This window comes from Streptomyces sp. NBC_00582 (assembly GCF_036345155.1).
In the GTDB taxonomy this organism is placed as follows: Bacteria; Actinomycetota; Actinomycetes; order Streptomycetales; family Streptomycetaceae; genus Streptomyces.
The window spans coordinates 1,074,040-1,091,759 of sequence record NZ_CP107772.1; the positions used below are offsets into that span (position 1 = coordinate 1,074,040).

Consider the following 17,720-nt stretch of genomic DNA (forward strand, 5'->3'; position numbering starts at 1 on the left):
CACGTTCCGGCAGGACGGAGCGGGCCGGCTCGATCCTCGGTGCCCGCGGGCGTCACGGAGCCGACCTCGTGGTGTCGCACGGCGTTCCTCCCTGGCGCAGTCGGCGCAGGTACGGGTCCCTGGGGGCGGCGCGGCAGCAGGCGTACGCGTGCGTCGAGCACCGTGACACCGCCCTGCGTCGCCAGGACGGGATTGAAGTCGGCCTCGGCGAGCTGCGGCAGGTCCGCCGCCATCCGGGACAGCCGCAGCAGCAGCTCTTCCAGTGCCGCGAGGTCGACGGGGGCACTTCCGTTCGCGCCCAGCAGCAGCGGGGCGCACCGCGGCGCGGTGATCAGTTCGTGGACGTCGCGGTCGGTGAGGGGGGCGAGGCGGGCCGCGTGGTCCGCGAGGACCTCCGTCGCCGTACCGCCGAGCCCGAACAGCACGAGCGGACCGAAGACCTCGTCCTGGACGACACCCGCGAGGAGTTCGGTGCCGCGGGCGGCCAGGGGCTGCAGGACCACCCCGGTCATGAGCCCGGCGAAGCGGGTCTCCAGGTCGCGGAACGCGGCCCGGACCTGGGCGTCGCCGCGCAGGTCGAGGTGGACGGCGTGCTGCTGCGTCTTGTGCAGGAGCCCGGGCCAGTGGGCCTTCATGACGACCCGGCCGTCGAACCCGCGCAGCCGGTCGGCGGCGAGCACGGCGTCGTCCTCGCTCTCGGCCCACGCCCACGGGATCTGCGGGACGCTGTAGCAGGCCAGCAGGTCGGCGCAGGTGCGCGGATCGAGCCGGCCGCCGTCGGGGTGCGCGGCGAGATACTCCTCGACGACCGCGCGGGCCCGCTCCGACTCGATGTCGTCCAGGTCGGGGACGGTTCCCGCGGGCCGGGCGAGCCAGGCGGCACGCTCGGCGGCGTGCGCCAGCGCACGCGCCGCCGCCCGCGGTTCGGCGTACGAGGGGACGGTGCCGCCGTCGGCGGCGGGCAGCAGTCGCACCGACCGGTCCTGCTCCAGTCGTACGGCGATCACGGGCCTCGACCGTCGGCCCGGAGCCGCGGTGACGGCCCGTACGAGGTCGTCCCCGGTGGCGGCGGCGACAGCCGTGGGCACGAGGGCCACGATGACGGCGTCGACACCGGGGCACCGCGTGAGGCGGTCGACGCACTCCGTCAACTGCTCCTCGGACACCGCGGCGGTGGCGTCGACCGGGTTGCCGACCGCGGCGCCGTCCGGCAGCACGGCGAGGAGTGAGTCGACCGTCGCGGGGGTGAACGGGACAAGGGCGAGTCCGGCCTCCGCGCAGGCGTCGGCGGTGAGCACCCCGGCCCCGCCGGCGTTGGTGACGATGGCGACGCGGCTGCCCTCCGGCAGCGGCTGGGAATGGAAGAGGGCCGCCGTTTCGAGGAGTTCGCCGACCGAGCGGGTCGCGGTGACGCCGGCCTGGGTGAACAGCGCCTGGCGGGTCATGGTGCGGGTGGCGGCGGCAGCGGTGTGCGAGGCGGCCGCCCTCCGGCCCGCTTCGGTGCGCCCGGCGTCGACGGTCAGCACCGGGATGCGGCGCGTGACGCGGCGGGCGGTGCGGGAGAAGGCCCGCGGGTTGCCGAAGGACTCCAGGTGCAGCAGGGCGAGCTCGGTGCGGCCGTCGCTCTCCCACCACTGGAGCATGTCGTTGCCGCTGACGTCGTACTTGTCGCCGAGCGAGGTGAAGGAGGACACGCCGATGCCGAGCCGGGTGAGACCGTCGAGCAGGGCGATGCCGACGCCTCCCGACTGCACGGCGACGCCGGCGGTCCCGGGGCGGGGATGGCCGGCGGCGAAGGTCGCGTCGAGGCTCAGCTCCGGCTCGGTGTTGGAGACACCCAGGCAGTTGGGTCCGACGAGCCGCATGCCGTGGGTGCGACAGGCGGTCAGCAGCGCCTGTCCCTGGGTGTGGTCGAGGCCGGCGGTGACGACGACGAGGGCGCGCACCCCGGCCCGGCCGCACTCGTCGGCGACGGCCGGGACCGCGGCGGCCGGCACGGCCACGATCACCAGGTCCGGGGTCATGGGCAGCGCCGCGACGCACGGATGGGACGGCACCCCGAGCACGGATGTGACGTGGGGGTTCACGGCGAAGAGGCGGCCGGTGAAGCCGCCCGTGCGCAGATGGTGCAGGACGGCGCGGCCCACCGAACCGGGCGTGCGTCCCGTCCCGACCACGGCGACGGTGGACGGCCTCAGCAGGGGCAGCAGGCTGGCCACGTCGGCGGCCCGGCCCCTGGCCTCCACGGCCGACAGATAGGCGTCGTCCTCGTCGAGACGGATGGTGCAGCGCGCCTCCGGCCCCTCGAAACGGCGGGAGGCGCGCAGACCGAGGTCGGCGAAGAGCCGGAGCACCTCGTGGTTCTCGCTCAGCGCGTCGGCCGTGAAGGTCGTGATGCCCTCCGCGCGCGCCGCCGAGACCAGGTGCTCGAGGAGCAGGGTGCCCACACCCCGGTGGTGCAGGCCGTCGGCGACGGCGACGGATATCTCCGCGCCGTCCTTCTCCCCACCCGTGTCGTACTCGGCGAGTCCGATCACCCGGCCGTCCCCCTCGGCCAGCAGGGCGCGGTAGCCCGGGTGGGGCGGGGCGCAGGCCCGGTCGGCGGCCAGGACGGCCGACCTCCGGCTGGCCGTGAAGAACCTCAGCCGCAGGCTCTCCGGGGACATCTCCTCGTAGAGGCCTTCGATCCGGCCGTGGTCGGCCGTCAGCACCGGACGGATGCACACGGTGGTGCCGTCGGCGAGCAGGGCGTGGACCGGGGGTCGGTCGAGCGGGTCGTCCGTCATCGCGGCTCGCCCGTCCGGTCGTCCGCCACCAGGGCCGTCAGGTCCAGGAGACGGTTGGTGTAGCCCCACTCGTTGTCGTACCAGCCGAAGACCTTCGCCAGAGTGCCGTTGGCCTGCGTCAGGGCGGGGTCGAAGACGCAGGACGAGGGGTCGCCGATCACGTCGCGGGAGACGATGGGGGCCTGGGAGACCCGCAGGATGCCGTTCAGCGGGCCGGCCGCCGCCGCCTCGAACGCGGCGTTGATCTCGTCCGCGCTCGCCTCCCGGGTGAGGACGACGGCGAGGTCGGTGAGTGAGCCGTCCTCCACGGGCACCCGGACCGCGATCCCGTCGAGCGCCCCGGCCAGCTCCGGCACCACCAGGCCCACGGCGCGGGCGGCGCCGGTGCTGGTGGGGATGATGCTGAGGGCGGCGGAGCGGGCCCGGCGCAGGTCCTTGTGGGGTCCGTCGAGGAGGGACTGGTCGTTGGTGTAGCCGTGGATGGTGGTCATGACGCCGCGCTCGACGCCGAAGGCGTCGTCGAGGACCTTCACCATCGGGGCGACGCAGTTGGTGGTGCAGGAGGCGGCGGAGACGACGCGGTCGCGGTGGCGGTCGTAGGTCCGGTCGTTGACGCCCATCACGATGGTGGCGTCCACCCCCTTGCCGGGCGCCGAAAGCAGCACCGTACGGGCGCCGCCCTTGAGGTGCAGGGCCGCGGAGTCGCGGTCGCGGAAGCGGCCCGTGGACTCGACGACGATGTCGGCGCCGTGGTCGGACCACTGGAGGGCGGCCGGGTCGCGTTCGGCGGTGACGGCGATACGGCGCCCGTCGACGGTGATCGAGCTGTCGTCGTGCTCGACGTCGCGCCCGATGCGGCCGAAGGTGGAGTCGTACTCCAGCAGGTGGGCGAGGGTCGCCGGTGAGGTGATGTCGTTGATCGCGACCACCTCGACGTCCTGGGTGCCCTCCTCGGCGCGGTCGAGGGCGGCGCGCAGATAGGTGCGGCCGATGCGGCCGAAGCCGTTGATGCCGACGCGTACGGTCATGGCGGTGCGCTCCTTCGGGGATGAGGTGTTCAGGCGTCCCAGGTCCAGTCGGCGACCTCGGGCAGGTCGGTGCCGTGTGCGCGGATCCAGTCGTGGTGCCGGGTGCGGGCGTCGGCCATCCGCTGCCGTACGGCGGCGGCGCGCACCGCGAGACCCGGGACGCGGTCGATGACGTCCATGACCAGGCGGTAGCGGTCGAGGTCGTTGCGGACGACCATGTCGAACGGCGTGGTCGTCGTGCCGGACTCCTTGTAGCCGCGCACGTGCAGGTTCTTGTGGCCGGTGCGGCGGTAGGCGAGGCGGTGGATGAGCCACGGGTAGCCGTGGTAGGCGAAGATCACCGGCTTGTCCGCGGTGAACAGGCCGTCGTACTCGAAGTCGCTCATCCCGTGCGGGTGTTCCTCGCGCGGCAGGAGGCGGGTCATGTCGACCACGTTGACCACGCGGACGGCGAGGTCCGGGAGGTGCCGGCGCAACAGCTGCGCGGCGGCCAGGACCTCCTGGGTGGGCACGTCCCCGGCACAGGCGAGGACGACGTCCGGCTCACCGCAGTTCTCCGTGCCGGCCCACTCCCAGATCCCGGCGCCGCGCGCGCAGTGGGCGCGGGCCTGGTCCATGGTCAGCCAGTCGAAACAGGGCTGCTTGCCCGCGACGACGACGTTGACGTAGTCGCGGCTGCGCAGGGCGTGGTCGGCCACCGACAGCAGGGTGTTGGCGTCCGGCGGCAGATAGACCCTTACGACCTCGGGGCTCTTGTTGAGGACGTGATCGACGAAACCGGGGTCCTGGTGGGAGAAGCCGTTGTGGTCCTGTCGCCAGACGTGGGAGGTGAGCAGGTAGTTGAGGGAGGCGATCGGGGCGCGCCACGGCAGCTCCCGGGACGTCTTGAGCCACTTGATGTGCTGGTTGACCATCGAGTCGACAATGTGCACGAACGCCTCGTAGCAGGAGAACAGCCCGTGCCGGCCGGTCAGCAGATACCCCTCGAGCCAGCCCTGGCAGGTGTGCTCCGACAGGATCTCCAGCACCCGGCCGTGGTGCTCCAGGTGCTCGTCCACGGGAAGGTGCCGTGCCTGCCATGCCTTGCCACTGACGTCGAAGACGGCCTGGAGCCGGTTCGAGGCCGTCTCGTCGGGCCCGACCAGCCGGAAGTCGCGGCGGCCGCCGGTGTCCTTCATCACCCGGGCGAGGAGGTCGCCGAGGACACGGGTCGGCTCGTGCAGGGTCGTGCCCGGCTTGTCGACCGGGACGGCGAACTCGTCGAGCGGCGGAATGGGCAGGTCGCGCACGAGCAGCCCGCCGTTGGCGTACGGGGAGGCACCGAGCCGCTTGGTTCCGTCGGGGACGCAGGCGAGGACATCGGCGGCGGGGCGGCCGTCGGGTCCGAAGAGCTCCTGCGGCCTGTACGAGCGCAGCCACGTCTCCAACTGGCGCAGGTGCTCGGGGTTCTCGCGTACTTCGGCGAGGGGGACCTGATGGGCCCGCCAGGTGCCCTCGACGGGCACCCCGTCGACCTCGGCGGGGCCCGTCCAGCCCTTCGGGGTTCGCAGGACGATCACCGGCCAGTGCACGCGCTCGGTGACGCCGTCCTCCCGGGCGGTCCGCTGCATCACGGCGATGCGGTCCAGCGCGTCGTCCATCGCCCGGGCCATGGCCCGGTGGACCTGGGTGGGGTCGTCGCCGGTCACGTGGATCGGCTCGTGACCGTATCCCCGCAGCAGGTCGTCGAGTTCGGACTCCGGCAGGCGGGAGAGCACGGTCGGATTGGCGATCTTGTAGCCGTTGAGGTGCAGGATCGGCAGGACCGCGCCGTCGTGGACGGGGTCGAGGAACTTGTTGGAGTGCCAGGAGGCGGCCAGCGGTCCGGTCTCCGCCTCCCCGTCGCCGATCACACAGGCGACCAGCAGGCCGGGGTTGTCGAAGGCGGCGCCGTAGGCGTGGGAGAGGGAGTAGCCGAGTTCACCGCCCTCGTGGATCGAGCCGGGTGTCTCGGGCGCGACATGGCTGGGCACCCCGCCGGGGAAGGAGAACTGCCGGAACAGCCGGGCCATGCCCTCGCCGTCCCTCGGAACGTCCGGGTAGGTCTCGCTGTAACTGCCCTCCAGCCAGGAGTTGGCCAGCACCGACGGTCCTCCGTGCCCCGGCCCCCACACGCACAGCGCGTCCAGGCCGCGGGCCTTGATCACCCGGTTGAGGTGCGTGTACACGAGGTTCAGGCCGGGCGAGGTACCCCAGTGACCGAGCAGCCGGGGCTTGATGTGCTCGGGTTCGAGGGGCCCGGTGAGCAGCGGGTTGGACATCAGATAGATCTGGCCCGCCGCCAGGTAGTTCGCGGCGCGCCAGTGTGCGTCCAGGACGCGCAGTTCCTCGTCGGACAGTACGGTGGCGTCCTGGTGTTCGACCCTGGGCATGAGGGACTCCGGAAGTCGTCGGATGGTCGGTGCGGTGGAGGGGTACGGCGTTACGCCTGCTCGGGCACCACGGCGACCGGGCAGGCCACGTGGTGCACACCCCGTGGGCGACCCGCCCGAGCTGCGCCGGCCATGGTCGTGGTTCCCTTCGGGGCGGTCGGGTCGTTCCCTGACGCCTCTCACTCTCGTCCCGTACACCGTGCGGCACCGGATGCCGAAGGTCTGCTTCCATGGGGCCGAACGGCCCCGTGTGCGGAGCTCGTTGGGCTCACACCGCCCGCAGCCCGTGTCCCCGGAACTGTGCGCGCACCCGCTCGACGAGGTCACGGTCCGGCGTCGGGGTGTCCTTCAGCGGGAAGGGGATGCCGAGGGCGTCGTACTTGTGGGCGCCGAGCTTGTGGAACGGCAGGATGTCGACGCGTTCCACGGTGGACAGGCCCGCGAGGAAGGCGCCCAGACCGTCGACGGCGGCCTCGTCGTCGGTCCAGCCGGGCACCAGGACGTAACGGACCCACACGGGGACGCCGAGCCGGTCCAGGCGGGTGGCGAAGCTGAGCGTGGGGGCCAGTTCGCCGCCGGTCAGCTTCGTGTAGGTGCGCAGGTCGAAGGACTTGATGTCCAGCAGGACCAGGTCGGTGTCGGCGAGGAGCGCGTCGTCGGCGCGGGCGCCGAGGAAACCGGAGGTGTCGAGGGCGGTGTGCAGTCCGGCCTCCTTGCAGCGGCGCAGCACGGCCGCGGTGAACGCGGACTGCAGGAGGGGCTCGCCGCCCGTCACGGTCACTCCCCCGCCGGCCGCCGTGAGGAAGGCCCGGTACTTGTCGATCTCCGCCATCACGTCGTCCACCGTGGCCTCCCGGCCGTCCCGCATGTGCCAGGTGTCGGGGTTGGCGCAGTACAGGCAGCGCAGGGGGCAGCCGCTGACGAAGAGGACGAACCGGGTCCCGGGACCGTCCACGCCGGTGGACAGGTCCCAGGAGTGGATCCGGCCGGTCGTCGTCCTGGTCACAGCGATCCGTGGAAGGTGCGGCTGATGACGTCGAGCTGCTGCTCACGGGTCAGCCGGACGAAGTTGACGGCGTATCCGGAGACCCGGATCGTCAGGTCCGGGTACCTCTCCGGGTGCTCCATGGCGTCCTCCAGCACGGCCCGGTCGAGGACGTTGACGTTCATGTGGAAGCCGCCGACGGTCATATAGGCGTCGAGGATGCCGACCAGGTGTCCCGCGCGCTCGGTCGGGTCGTGTCCCAGTCCCTCCGGGGTGATGGTCGTGGTCAGCGAGATGCCGTCGCGGGCCTGCTCGTACGGCAGTTTGGCGACCGACAGCGCGGAGGCGGCGACGCCGTGCCGGTCCCGGCCGTTCATCGGGTTGGCGCCGGGCGCGAAGGGCTGCCCGGCACGGCGCCCGTCGGGGGTGTTGCCGGTGTGCTTGCCGTAGACGACGTTGGAGGTGATCGTCAGCACCGACTGGGTGTGCTCGGCGTCCCGGTGGGTGGGGTGCCGGCGCACCTTGGCCATGAAGGACTCCACGAGACCCACGGCGATGTCGTCGGCGCGGTCGTCGTTGTTGCCGTACGCGGGGAAGTCGCCCTCGGTCCGGAAGTCGACGGCGAGCCCGGTGGCGTCCCGGAACACCTTCACCCGCGCGTACCTGACGGCCGAGAGACTGTCGGCTGCCACGGAGAGCCCCGCGATGCCGCAGGCCATGAAGCGGTGGACGGGGTGGTCGTGCAGGGCCATCTCGAGGCGCTCGTAGGCGTACTTGTCGTGCATGGAGTGGATGACGTTGAGCGTGTTGACGTAGGTCTCGGCCAGCCAGTCCAGGACACGGTCGTACGCCGCCGACAGCTCGTCGAAGTCCAGGTACTCGCCGGTCAGCGCAGGCATCTCGGGGGTGACCTGGTCGCCGGTCATCTCGTCCCGGCCGCCGTTGACGGCGTAGAGCAGGGCCTTCGCGAGGTTGACCCGGGCTCCGAAGAACTGCATCTCCTTGCCCACCGCCATGGCGGAGACACAGCAGGCGATCGCCGTGTCGTCACCGTTGCGGGGCCGCAGCAGTTCGTCGGACTCGTACTGGATGGCACTGGTGTCGATGGAGACCTGCGCGCAGAACTCCTTGAACCCGGCGGGGAGTCGGGGCGACCAGAGCACGGTGAGGTTGGGCTCGGGGGCGGGGCCGAGGTTGTACAGGGTCTGCAGGAAGCGGAAGGAGGTGCGGGTGACCAGCGGACGGCCGTCGACGCCGATGCCGCCGATCGATTCGGTCACCCAGGTCGGGTCGCCGGAGAACAGGGCGTCGTACTCCGGGGTACGCAGGAAGCGCACGATCCGCAGCTTGATCACGAAGTCGTCGATCAGCTCCTGGGCGCGTGTCTCGTCGATCGTCCCCTCGTCCAGGTCCCGCTGGAGGTAGACGTCCAGGAAGGTGGAGGTGCGGCCCAGCGACATCGCGGCGCCGTTCTGCTCCTTCACCGCGGCCAGGTAGCCGAGGTAGAGCCACTGCACGGCCTCGTGGGCGGTGACCGCGGGACGCGAGACGTCACAGCCGTAGGTGGCCGCCATGCGGGTCAGCTCGCCCAGTGCCCTGATCTGCTCGGCGAGTTCCTCGCGGTCACGGATGACGTGCTCGGTCGACGGCTCGGTGTCGAGCCGGGCCTTCTCGGCGCGCTTGGCCTCGATCAGCCGGTCGGTGCCGTAGAGGGCGACGCGCCGGTAGTCGCCGATGATCCGGCCACGGCCGTAGGCGTCGGGCAGGCCGGTGATGATGCCGACCTTGCGGGCGGTGCGCATCTCGGGCGTGTAGGCGTCGAAGACACCGTCGTTGTGGGTCTTGCGGTAGGTCCCGAAGACCTTCGTCACGAACGGGTCGGGCTCGTAGCCGTACGCCTTCAGGCCGTTCTCCACCATGCGCAGACCGCCGTTCGGCATGATCGCCCGCTTGAGCGGTGCGTCCGTCTGCAGACCGACGATCAGCTCGCGGTCGCGGTCGATGTAGCCGGGGGCGTGCGAGGTGATCGTCGACGGTGTCGTGACGTCGACGTCGAGGATTCCGCGCGCACGCTCCTCGGGGAACAGCGCGCCGACCTTCTCCCACACGGCCCGGGTGCGGTCCGTGGGACCGGTCAGGAAGGCCGCGTCACCCTCGTACGGGGTGTAGTTGGCCTGGATGAAGTCGCGGACGTCGATCAGTTCGCGCCAATGTGTCCCGGTGAAACCTCGCCAGGCCGGGGTGACCCGTTCACCGGCTGTCACGGTCGCGGTCATCGCCGTTCCTCTCCTCGGTCCGTGTGCTCCCTTTCGATCCTGGTCGTCCGTGATCGTGACGGGCAGAGCCGAACAGCGCCCGCGGGCGGGGCCGTCCGGCCCCCGACGGCCGGGCCGGAGGGCCCGGCCCCCTGCCCGGGGCCCTTCAGCCGGACGTGAGACCCCGGCGGACGACCGTGCCCCCGGCCGATCGGCCCGTGAGGAGGGGCCGGTCGGCCCTGGTGGCTTCGGTCTTTGCGCGTGAGGATCCTCGTGAGGGGCAGTGCGTGGTCTGTCCTCCGCCGGGAACGAGGGGTCGCCATGCCAGAGGCACGCACTTTCACCGAGCAGACCCCCGTCCGGGTGTTCCTCGTGGACGACCACGAGGTGGTTCGCCGCGGTCTGGCCGACCTGCTCGACGCCGAGCCGGACATCTCGGTGATCGGCGACGCCGGCACCGTCGACCACGCCCTCGCCCGCGGCCCCGCGCTGCGCCCCGACGTCGCCGTCCTCGACGTACGCCTGCCGGACGGCGACGGCATCTCCGTCTGCCGCGAACTGCGCAGCAGGATGCCGGACCTGGCCTGCCTGATGCTGACCTCGTTCGACGACGAGGAGGCCCTCCTCGACGCGATCATGGCCGGCGCCTCCGGCTACGTCCTCAAGCAGATCAAGGGCTCCGACCTCGTCTCGGCGGTACGCACCGTCGCCTCGGGCCAGTCGATGCTGGACCCCGCCACCACGGCCCGGCTCATGCGCTCCCTGCGCGCCGAACCGGCGGACACCCCGGCCGCCCCCTCCGAACTGGCGAGCCTCTCACCCCGTGAGAAGGACATCCTGGCCCTGATCGGCGACGGGCTGACCAACCGCGAGATCGGCAAGCGGCTCTACCTCTCGGAGAAGACCGTCAAGAACCACATCTCCCGCCTCCTGGCCAAACTGGGCGTGCAGCGCCGGGTCCAGGCGGCGGTGCTCGCCTCCCACCTGCGACAGCCGGAAGCGGGCGGACACCGGACCGGGTGAGGTGGGCCCTTCGGGTCCCGGCCGTTGTGCATCACCGCCTCCGCCGGTTCGCCGTCCGTGCGCGCCGGTGCCCGTCCCGGGCTCTTCTCCGTTGTGCACCGCGGTACTTCGCTCCCGCGTGCCCGGGCCCGTGCGCCCTGTCATCGGCTCCCTGCCGCTCCGACTCCACGATCGGGGTGCCGCGGTGCGGCGAACAGCCACACCAGGAGCGTGGTGTGGCTGTGAAGTCGCCCGTGCGGCCCGGCTACGCGGTGGTGCCGGCGGTGGTGTGCTGCCCCCGCCCGCCGCTGGTGCGCGGGGTGCGACCGCCGCCCTCGACAGCGGCACGGACCGTGGTGAGGGTGTAGATCAGCGCCGCGGAGGCCACGATCGCGAGCAGGGCGAGACCGGCCGCGTAGGTCCCGTACGCGCCGTACAGCGAGCCCATCACGAGCGGCGGCAGGAAGCCGCCCAGTCCGCCCGCGGCGCCGACCACGCCGGTGACGGAGCCGACCCGGTCGGCCGGGGTGAGCAGGGCCACCAGGGCGAAGGTCGCGCCGCTGGCCGCGCCGAGCGCGGCGGCCATGGCCAGGAAGGCGGCGGTGCCCACCGGCGCCAGCACCGGGGTGAACGACTGGGCCACGGCCCCGGCCACGACCACGGCCAGCGCCCCGGCCAGCACCCGGACCGGGCCCGTCCGGTCGGACAGCCAGCCGCCGACCGGGCGCATCGCCACCGCCAGCAGCACGAACCCGGCCATGCGGTTCGCCGCGTCGGCCTGGGTGAGGCCGTAGCCGGTCTTGAGGTAGGTGGGCAGATAGACGGAGAAGGCGACGTATCCGCCGAAGGCCACCGCGTACAGGGCGGACGCCTGCCAGGTGATGCCGAGCCGTGCGGTGGCGGCCAGCCGACGGGCCAGCGGCTCGGTCGGCACGGTCCGTCCGGGCGCGTCGCGCAGCAGCAGCGCGGCGACCAGGGCGTACGCGGCCAGGACGGCGGCGGTGATCAGGAAGGGGGTCGTCATGCCGTGCGCGTCGACCAGCTTCACCGTGCTCAGGGCGCTGATCGCGGTGCCGCCCATGCCGGCGCCGAAGACGCCGATGGCGAGGCCGCGCCGCTCGGGCGGGAACCAGGCGTTGACGAGGGGGACGCCGACGGCGAAGGCGGTGCCGCCGATCCCGAGGAAGAACCCGCCGACCAGCAGGGCGGCGAGGGAGGAGTGGCCGGCCAGGCCGAGGTAGAGCACGGGCACGATGGTGGCCGCCGACACGATGGGGAACATCACCCGCCCGCCGAACCGGTCGGTCAGCGCGCCCACCGGGATCCGGCCCAGGGAGCCGACCACGACCGGCACCGCCACCAGCAGCGACTGCTGGAACGAGGACAGGTCGAGGCCGTCCTTGAACCGGGGGCCGAGCGGGCTTAGCAGCGCCCACGCCCAGAAGTTCACGGCGAAACCGACGGTGGCCAGGGCCAGCATCAGCCAGGCCCGGCCGGGCACCGGGGTACCCGACGGTGAACTGCCGCTCTTCGACTTCGACGGCTGGACCATGTCGTCCGCCCCTCTCCTCTTGATGGTGGTGTTGCGCCACCCGGATCGCACGCCCACCCCGAGCCCCTGGCCCGGGCGGAACGGCACGTGACCACTGTCCGCGCCCGCTCCCGTCGGCGGCATGGGCTGGGGGTCCCGGTCCGTGGACGGACGGTCCCCCTGATCGGTCCCCGCGCTCCCCCGAGCAGCCCAGGGGGGTGGGGCCGGTCGGCCCTACCCGCGCGGGCCGCGCGGCCCGGGGTGCCCGCGGTGCCCGGGGTGCTCCCGGTCGACTTCTCGCCGGACACGGACGCCTCCGTGCTGCTGTGCACCGCGGCGGGCTCGGATCCGGTGCGTGCCGTGGACGGCGTCGTCGCCTTCCAGGCCGACGCGTTCGACGCCGGGACCCGGTCCGGCTGGAGCGGGGTCGTCACCGGCCGGGCCACCGTGGTGACCGACCCCGCCGAGCGGGCCCGGCCGGCGCGTTGTGGTCCTCACCCGTGGATGCCGATGCGGGCCCGGCCCGGGCGTGGGGCGATGCCGTGACCGGCCGCCGCGAGCATTTCCAGGGCTGACAGGGCGAGTTGGGCGGCCAGGGCGGGGCCGTAGCCGGGTTCGGCGAGGGAGACCCGGGTACGGCGTTCGAGGAAGCCGGATGTATCGCGGGCGTATCGAAAAGCGCATACGCCGCCGCGACGGCGCTCCCTGTCCCATGGGGGCATGCATCGCATCCCATCCCCGTCGGCGCCGCCCCGCCGCCTGCGCGGGGTCGTGTTCCTCGGCCTGGCGGTCCTCGGCCTGGCGAGCGCCGCGTTCCTGGTGCGGCGGCCGCTCATGATGTCCGCACCGATGTGCATGGCCGGGCGGTGGCACGGCTGCTTCGACACGTTCAACGGTGTGGTGCTCATGACGTTGGTCGCGCTGCCGTTGGCCGCGCTGGTGGCGTGGGCCCTGGCGCACCGACGGCGTGCCGCCGGGGTCACCTCGGCGTGGCGGATGTCGTGGGCCGAGGTGGGAATGGTGTACGGGACGGTGCCGTTCCTGTGGCTGACCATGATGCCGGGCGCCGCGCCCGGCATCGCCCCCGCCCGGGTGAGCCTGGTACCGCTGCGGGACCTGGTCACGATGGGGCCGCTCGGGATCATCGGGAACCTGCTGGTCTTCGCGTCGCTGGGGTTCTTCGCCCCGATGCGCTTCGCCGCACTGGCGTCGCCGCCGCGGATCCTGGCGCTCGGGGCGGGCTGCTCGGTCCTGGTGGAGACCGCGCAGTACGTCCTGCGGCTGGACCGGGTGTCCTCCGTGGACGACGTGCTGGTCAACGCCGCCGGCGCCGTGCTGGCGGGGCTGGCGTCGCGCCGCTGGTGGCGCACCACGGCGCAAGCGCCGTCGGACCGGCCTCGCCCCGCGCCGGAACCGGAACCGGGACCGGCGGGCTGAGCGGGCTGAGCGGGCTGAGCGGGCGCCTTCGCATATGTCGGCGATATGCGGTGCTGTCTAGGCTTCACGGATGCGCGTACTGATCGTGGAGGACGAGCCCTATCTCGCCGAAGCCGTCCGTGACGGTCTGCGGCTGGAGGCGATCGCCGCGGACATCGCCGGTGACGGCGACTCCGCACTGGAGCTGTTGAGCGTCAACTCCTACGACCTCGCCGTCCTCGACCGCGACATCCCCGGCCCCTCCGGCGACGAGGTCGCCCGGCGCATCGTCGCCTCCGGCAGCGGCATCCCGATCCTCATGCTGACCGCTGCCGACCGGATCGACGACAAGGCGTCCGGGTTCGGGCTCGGCGCCGACGACTACCTCACCAAGCCGTTCGAGCTGCGCGAGCTCGTGCTGCGGCTGAGGGCGCTCGACCGCAGGCGCGCGTACGCCCGGCCTCCGGTCCGCGAGCTCGCGGGCCTGCGGCTCGACCCCTTCCGCCGGGAGGTCTTCCGTGACGGACGGTACGTGGCCCTGACCCGTAAGCAGTTCGCCGTCCTGGAAGTCCTCGTCGCCGCCGAGGGCGGGGTCGTCAACGCCGAAGAGCTGCTGGAGCGGGCCTGGGACGAGAACGCCGACCCCTTCACCAACGCCGTGCGCATCACCGTCTCCGCCCTGCGCAAGCGGCTCGGCGAACCCTGGGTCATCTCCACCGTGCCGGGTGTCGGCTACCGCGTCGACACCGGCCCCGGCACCACCCGCCAGGGCGGGACGCATGCGTAGACGCCCAGGGCTCAGCGCCCGGCTGAAACTGGCCCTCAGCTACGCCGGGTTCCTCGCCGTCGCCGGCGCCCTGTTGCTGGCCGTGGTGTGGGGGTTCCTGCTGCGCTACGTACCCGACAACTCCCAGGGGCTGCTGGGGGTCTCGCCCAACCGCTACCTCCTGGTGCGCACCTTCGCCCCCGCCGCGGCCGAGGCGATGGTCTTCCTGCTGGTGTTCGGCCTCGTCGGCGGATGGATCCTCGCCGGCCGGATGCTCGCACCGCTCACCCGGATCACCGCCGCGGCACGGATGGCCGGGAACGGATCGCTGTCCCACCGGATCCGCATGGAAGGCCGCCGGGACGAATTCCGCGTGCTCTCCGACGCTTTCGACTCGATGCTCGAACAACTCGAGTCCCATGTCGGCGAGCAGCGTAGGTTCGCCGCGAACGCCTCCCACGAACTGCGCACCCCGCTGGCCATCTCGCAGACACTCCTCGACGTCGCCCGCAAGGACCCCGGACGGAAGCAGGACGAACTCATCGAACGCCTGTACGTCGTCAACGCCCGCGCGATCGACCTCACCGAGGCCCTCCTGCTGCTCAGCCGTAGCGACCGCGGACACTTCACCCGCGAGAGCGTCGACCTCTCCCTCGTCGCCGAGGAAGCCGCCGAGACCCTGCTCCCCCTCGCCGAACAGCGCCGGATCGCGTTCGAGGTCACCGGCGGGACGGCCCCGGCCAGCGGCTCCGCGGAGCTCCTGCTGAGGATGGTCACGAACCTCGTCCAGAACGCCATCGTCCACAACCTCCCCGCCGGCGGCACGGTGACGGTCCACACCGAGGCGTGGGACGACGTGAGCGTGGTGCGGGTGGAGAACACGGGCCCTCCGGTGCCGTCGGAACTGGTGCCGACCCTCACCGAACCCTTCCAGCGCGGAACGGAACGGGTACGCACCGACGAGCACGCCGGCGTCGGCCTGGGGCTCGCCCTCGTGCACAGCATCGTGCGCGCCCACGACGGGACCCTCGACCTCGTTCCCCGACCCGTCGGCGGTCTCGTCGTCACGGTGCGGCTTCCGGGCCCGCCGTAGGTGTGGTGCCCGAGGGCGGATCGGCCCAGGCCACGTCGTCGACCGCGAGCCACGGCGCGCGCGCAACGGCCGTGGGCGTCACCCCGGCGAAGGCCATGACGTCCCGATGCAGATGCGACTGGTCGACGAAGCCGCTCTCGGCCGCCACCAGGGCGGGGCTGTGACCCGCGGAGAGGCGGTGGGCCACATGGTCGAAACGGACCAACTGCGCGGCGCGCTTGGGGGTGAGGCCGATCTGGGAGCGGAACCGGGCCCACAGCCGCTTACGGCTCCATCCGACCTCGGCCGCGAGCTGCTCGACCCGGATCTGCCCCCGGCTGCCCACCATCCGCCGCCAGACGTGGGCGACTTCGGGATGGACCGCCCGGCCCGCCTCCTGTCCCCGGGCGAGCGCGGCCTCCGCGATCGCGAACCGGTCGTCCCACGACTCGGCGGCGTGCAGCCGCTCCACCGTGCGCGGGGCGTCGCGGCCCCAGAGATCATGGAGGGAGACCACTCCCCCCGACTCCAGCGAGCCGCCCAGCAGCGTGTGCGCGACCACCGGTGACAGCCGCACCTGAAGGCACTCGATGTCCCGGCCGCGCACCCGAACGCTGCCGGGCGTGAGGCCGAGGACGGCGCTGCCTCGCTGCTGCCGACCACCGACGTCGTCGACGAGCAGCCCCTCTCCGAGGTCGAGGACCACCGTGACAGCGGGGTACGGGACCACCTGAAGATCGACGACGTCCGTGGTGCGGTCGCGGAATCCGGCCATGGCGACGCCCGGCAGCCGGCCGGGCCGCGTCGGGGTGGCGATGTCCCACCTGGCCGCGGCGTCACGGGCCCACTCGGCAGGGCGCATGGCTCCAGGCTACGAGCCGCTCCCGGCGGTGGCGCCGCCGTCGCGACATTTGTCCAAGACCCGACCTCCGGCAGGCGAGAACACTGACAGCCCATCACCCACTCGGGAGAGGACAGCTCGTGACGCACGATCCGATCGACCCCTTCACACCGGCCGTCGAGCTCGCCGCGGCCGTACGCCGCAAGGAGGTGAGCCCGGTCGAGGTGGCCGAGTGCTACCTGGCACGGATGGACGAGCTCGATCCCCGGCTCAACGCGTTCTGCCACCGGGCCGACCACGACGTCCGCAAGGCCGCGTCCGCGGCGGCCGACGCGGTGGTACGGGCGGCGTCGGCCGAGGACCTCCCGCCGTTCCACGGCGTCCCGCTCCCGATCAAGGACCTCGTCGACGTGGCCGGCTGGCCCACGACCCACGGGAGCGCCGGCGCCGACCGGGCACCGGCCGCGGCGTCGGACCCGATCGTGCGACGGTTCGTGGACGCGGGGTTCGTCCTGCTCGGGAAGACCACGACCTCCGAGTTCGGCACCGTGTCGTTCACCGAAAGTGAGGCCCTGGGCATCTCCCGCAACCCGTGGGACCCGGACCGTACGCCGGGCGGGTCGTCGAGCGGGGCGGGCGTCGCCGTCGCCTCCGGGATGGCGCCCCTCGCCCACGCAGCGGACGGCGGCGGGTCGATCCGCGTCCCGGCCTCCTGCACCGGCCTCGTCGGACTCAAGCCAACCCGTGGGCGGGTCACGAACGCGACCGTGGACAGCGAGGGGCTGGCCACCCATGGCGTGCTCACCCGCTCGGTGGCCGACAGCGCGGCCGCTCTGGACGTACTCGCCCGCCACGATCCGGCCGCGTGGTGGTCACCCCCGACGCCCTCGCGATCCTTCACCGACGCGTTGACGACGGCCCCGCCGCGAGGACTGCGGATCGGTGTCCTCGTCGATCCTCCCCTCGACGGGCTGAACGTCGACCCGGCCTGCGCGGCGGCGGTCGACACGACCCTGCGGACCCTCGAATCGGTCGGCCACCACCTCGTCGACGTACCCCTTCCGCTGCCCGGGACCGACGAGCTGGTCACCGCGTTCACGACCATCTGGAACGTCGGAGGCGCCGGGGTGGCACTCGCGGATCCGGACCGCGTAGAGCCCCACAACCGGGCTCTGCGCGAGGCGGCGCGCGCCCTCGACTCCTGGGCCTACGCGGAGGGCGTGCAGAGGACGCAACGCCTGTCGCGGCGCATCGTCGAGGCCTTCGTCAGCGGCTACGACCTTCTCGTCACGCCCACGATGTCGTGCCTGCCGCCACCGGTCGGCTTCTGGCGAACCGGCGCCGCGGACGACCCCATGACGCCGCTGTTGAAGAGTTACCCGCTGGCCGTTTTCACCTCCCTGTTCAACGTGACCGGCCAACCGGCGATCTCCGTTCCCGTCCACCACGACGCCGCCACCGGCCTGCCCGTCGGCGTCCAGCTCGTCGCCGCACCATGGCGGGAGGATCTCCTGCTCCAGGTGTCCCGCACCCTGGAACTGGCCCACCCCTGGATCGACCGCCGCCCGACTGTGGGCTGACGGCCTCATGTGCTCGTGCCCGCCGGTGAACGCCTTCACGGCCACCC

Annotated in this window: 11 protein-coding genes and 2 pseudogenes; 6 read left to right on the forward strand and 7 right to left on the reverse strand. The window is 72.5% G+C overall.

The window, feature by feature from the left end; translation table 11 throughout:
• Positions 1-52: 52 nt before the first annotated feature.
• The 5 genes and pseudogenes from OG852_RS04270 to pflB all read right to left on the reverse strand — a co-directional run bounded on the left by OG852_RS04270 (position 53) and on the right by pflB (position 9,486).
• A pseudogene (locus tag OG852_RS04270) lies at positions 53-2,786 on the reverse strand (bifunctional acetate--CoA ligase family protein/GNAT family N-acetyltransferase).
• Positions 2,783-3,814, reverse strand: coding sequence for a type I glyceraldehyde-3-phosphate dehydrogenase (gap, locus tag OG852_RS04275; protein ID WP_133916801.1), 1,032 nt, complete (start codon positions 3,812-3,814; stop codon positions 2,783-2,785). The pseudogene OG852_RS04270 and the gene gap overlap by 4 nt, the downstream one beginning before the upstream one ends.
• Before the next feature lie 29 nt (positions 3,815-3,843).
• A complete protein-coding gene (locus tag OG852_RS04280) occupies positions 3,844-6,225 on the reverse strand; it encodes a phosphoketolase family protein (RefSeq protein WP_133916800.1) in 2,382 nt (793 codons plus the stop codon).
• 268 nt (positions 6,226-6,493) lie between these two features.
• Positions 6,494-7,231: a pyruvate formate-lyase-activating protein gene (pflA, locus tag OG852_RS04285; protein ID WP_330347124.1), complete on the reverse strand. Its 738-nt coding sequence runs from the start codon at positions 7,229-7,231 to the stop codon at positions 6,494-6,496.
• Positions 7,228-9,486 carry a formate C-acetyltransferase gene (gene pflB / locus OG852_RS04290; RefSeq protein WP_330347125.1) on the reverse strand — a complete coding sequence of 753 codons (2,259 nt, stop codon included), beginning with the start codon at positions 9,484-9,486 and terminating at the stop codon, positions 7,228-7,230. Before pflB ends, pflA begins: the two co-directional genes overlap by 4 nt.
• A gap of 300 nt (positions 9,487-9,786) precedes the next feature.
• Between pflB and OG852_RS04295 the strand changes: the two genes are divergently transcribed.
• Complete coding sequence (locus OG852_RS04295) at positions 9,787-10,488, forward strand: response regulator transcription factor (protein WP_330347126.1); 702 nt, start codon at positions 9,787-9,789, stop codon at positions 10,486-10,488.
• Positions 10,489-10,732: 244 nt separating this feature from the next.
• On the opposite strand, the gene OG852_RS04300 is transcribed toward OG852_RS04295, so the two are convergent.
• Positions 10,733-11,947 (reverse strand): MFS transporter, encoded by a 1,215-nt coding sequence (locus tag OG852_RS04300; protein ID WP_330351387.1) that lies wholly within the window; start codon positions 11,945-11,947, stop codon positions 10,733-10,735.
• A 318-nt stretch (positions 11,948-12,265) separates the two neighbouring features.
• Between OG852_RS04300 and OG852_RS04305 the strand changes: the two are divergent.
• From OG852_RS04305 to OG852_RS04320, 4 genes and pseudogenes are all read left to right on the forward strand, one after another.
• A pseudogene (locus tag OG852_RS04305) lies at positions 12,266-12,514 on the forward strand (pyridoxamine 5'-phosphate oxidase family protein); the annotation flags it as partial.
• A gap of 204 nt (positions 12,515-12,718) precedes the next feature.
• Positions 12,719-13,435: a VanZ family protein gene (locus OG852_RS04310; RefSeq protein WP_133916796.1), complete on the forward strand. Its 717-nt coding sequence runs from the start codon at positions 12,719-12,721 to the stop codon at positions 13,433-13,435.
• Positions 13,436-13,505: 70 nt separating this feature from the next.
• Positions 13,506-14,201 (forward strand): response regulator transcription factor, encoded by a 696-nt coding sequence (locus OG852_RS04315; protein WP_330347127.1) that lies wholly within the window; start codon positions 13,506-13,508, stop codon positions 14,199-14,201.
• Positions 14,194-15,273, forward strand: a complete 1,080-nt coding sequence (locus OG852_RS04320; RefSeq protein ID WP_133916794.1) for a sensor histidine kinase — start codon at positions 14,194-14,196, stop codon at positions 15,271-15,273. The genes OG852_RS04315 and OG852_RS04320 overlap by 8 nt, the downstream gene beginning before the upstream one ends.
• Here OG852_RS04320 and OG852_RS04325 read toward each other — a convergent pair.
• Positions 15,245-16,114, reverse strand: coding sequence for an AraC family transcriptional regulator (locus OG852_RS04325; RefSeq protein WP_330347128.1), 870 nt, complete (start codon positions 16,112-16,114; stop codon positions 15,245-15,247). The genes OG852_RS04320 and OG852_RS04325 overlap by 29 nt on opposite strands.
• A gap of 119 nt (positions 16,115-16,233) precedes the next feature.
• Between OG852_RS04325 and OG852_RS04330 the strand changes: the two genes are divergently transcribed.
• Positions 16,234-17,673 (forward strand): amidase, encoded by a 1,440-nt coding sequence (locus tag OG852_RS04330; RefSeq protein WP_330347129.1) that lies wholly within the window; start codon positions 16,234-16,236, stop codon positions 17,671-17,673.
• Positions 17,674-17,720 lie beyond the last annotated feature (47 nt).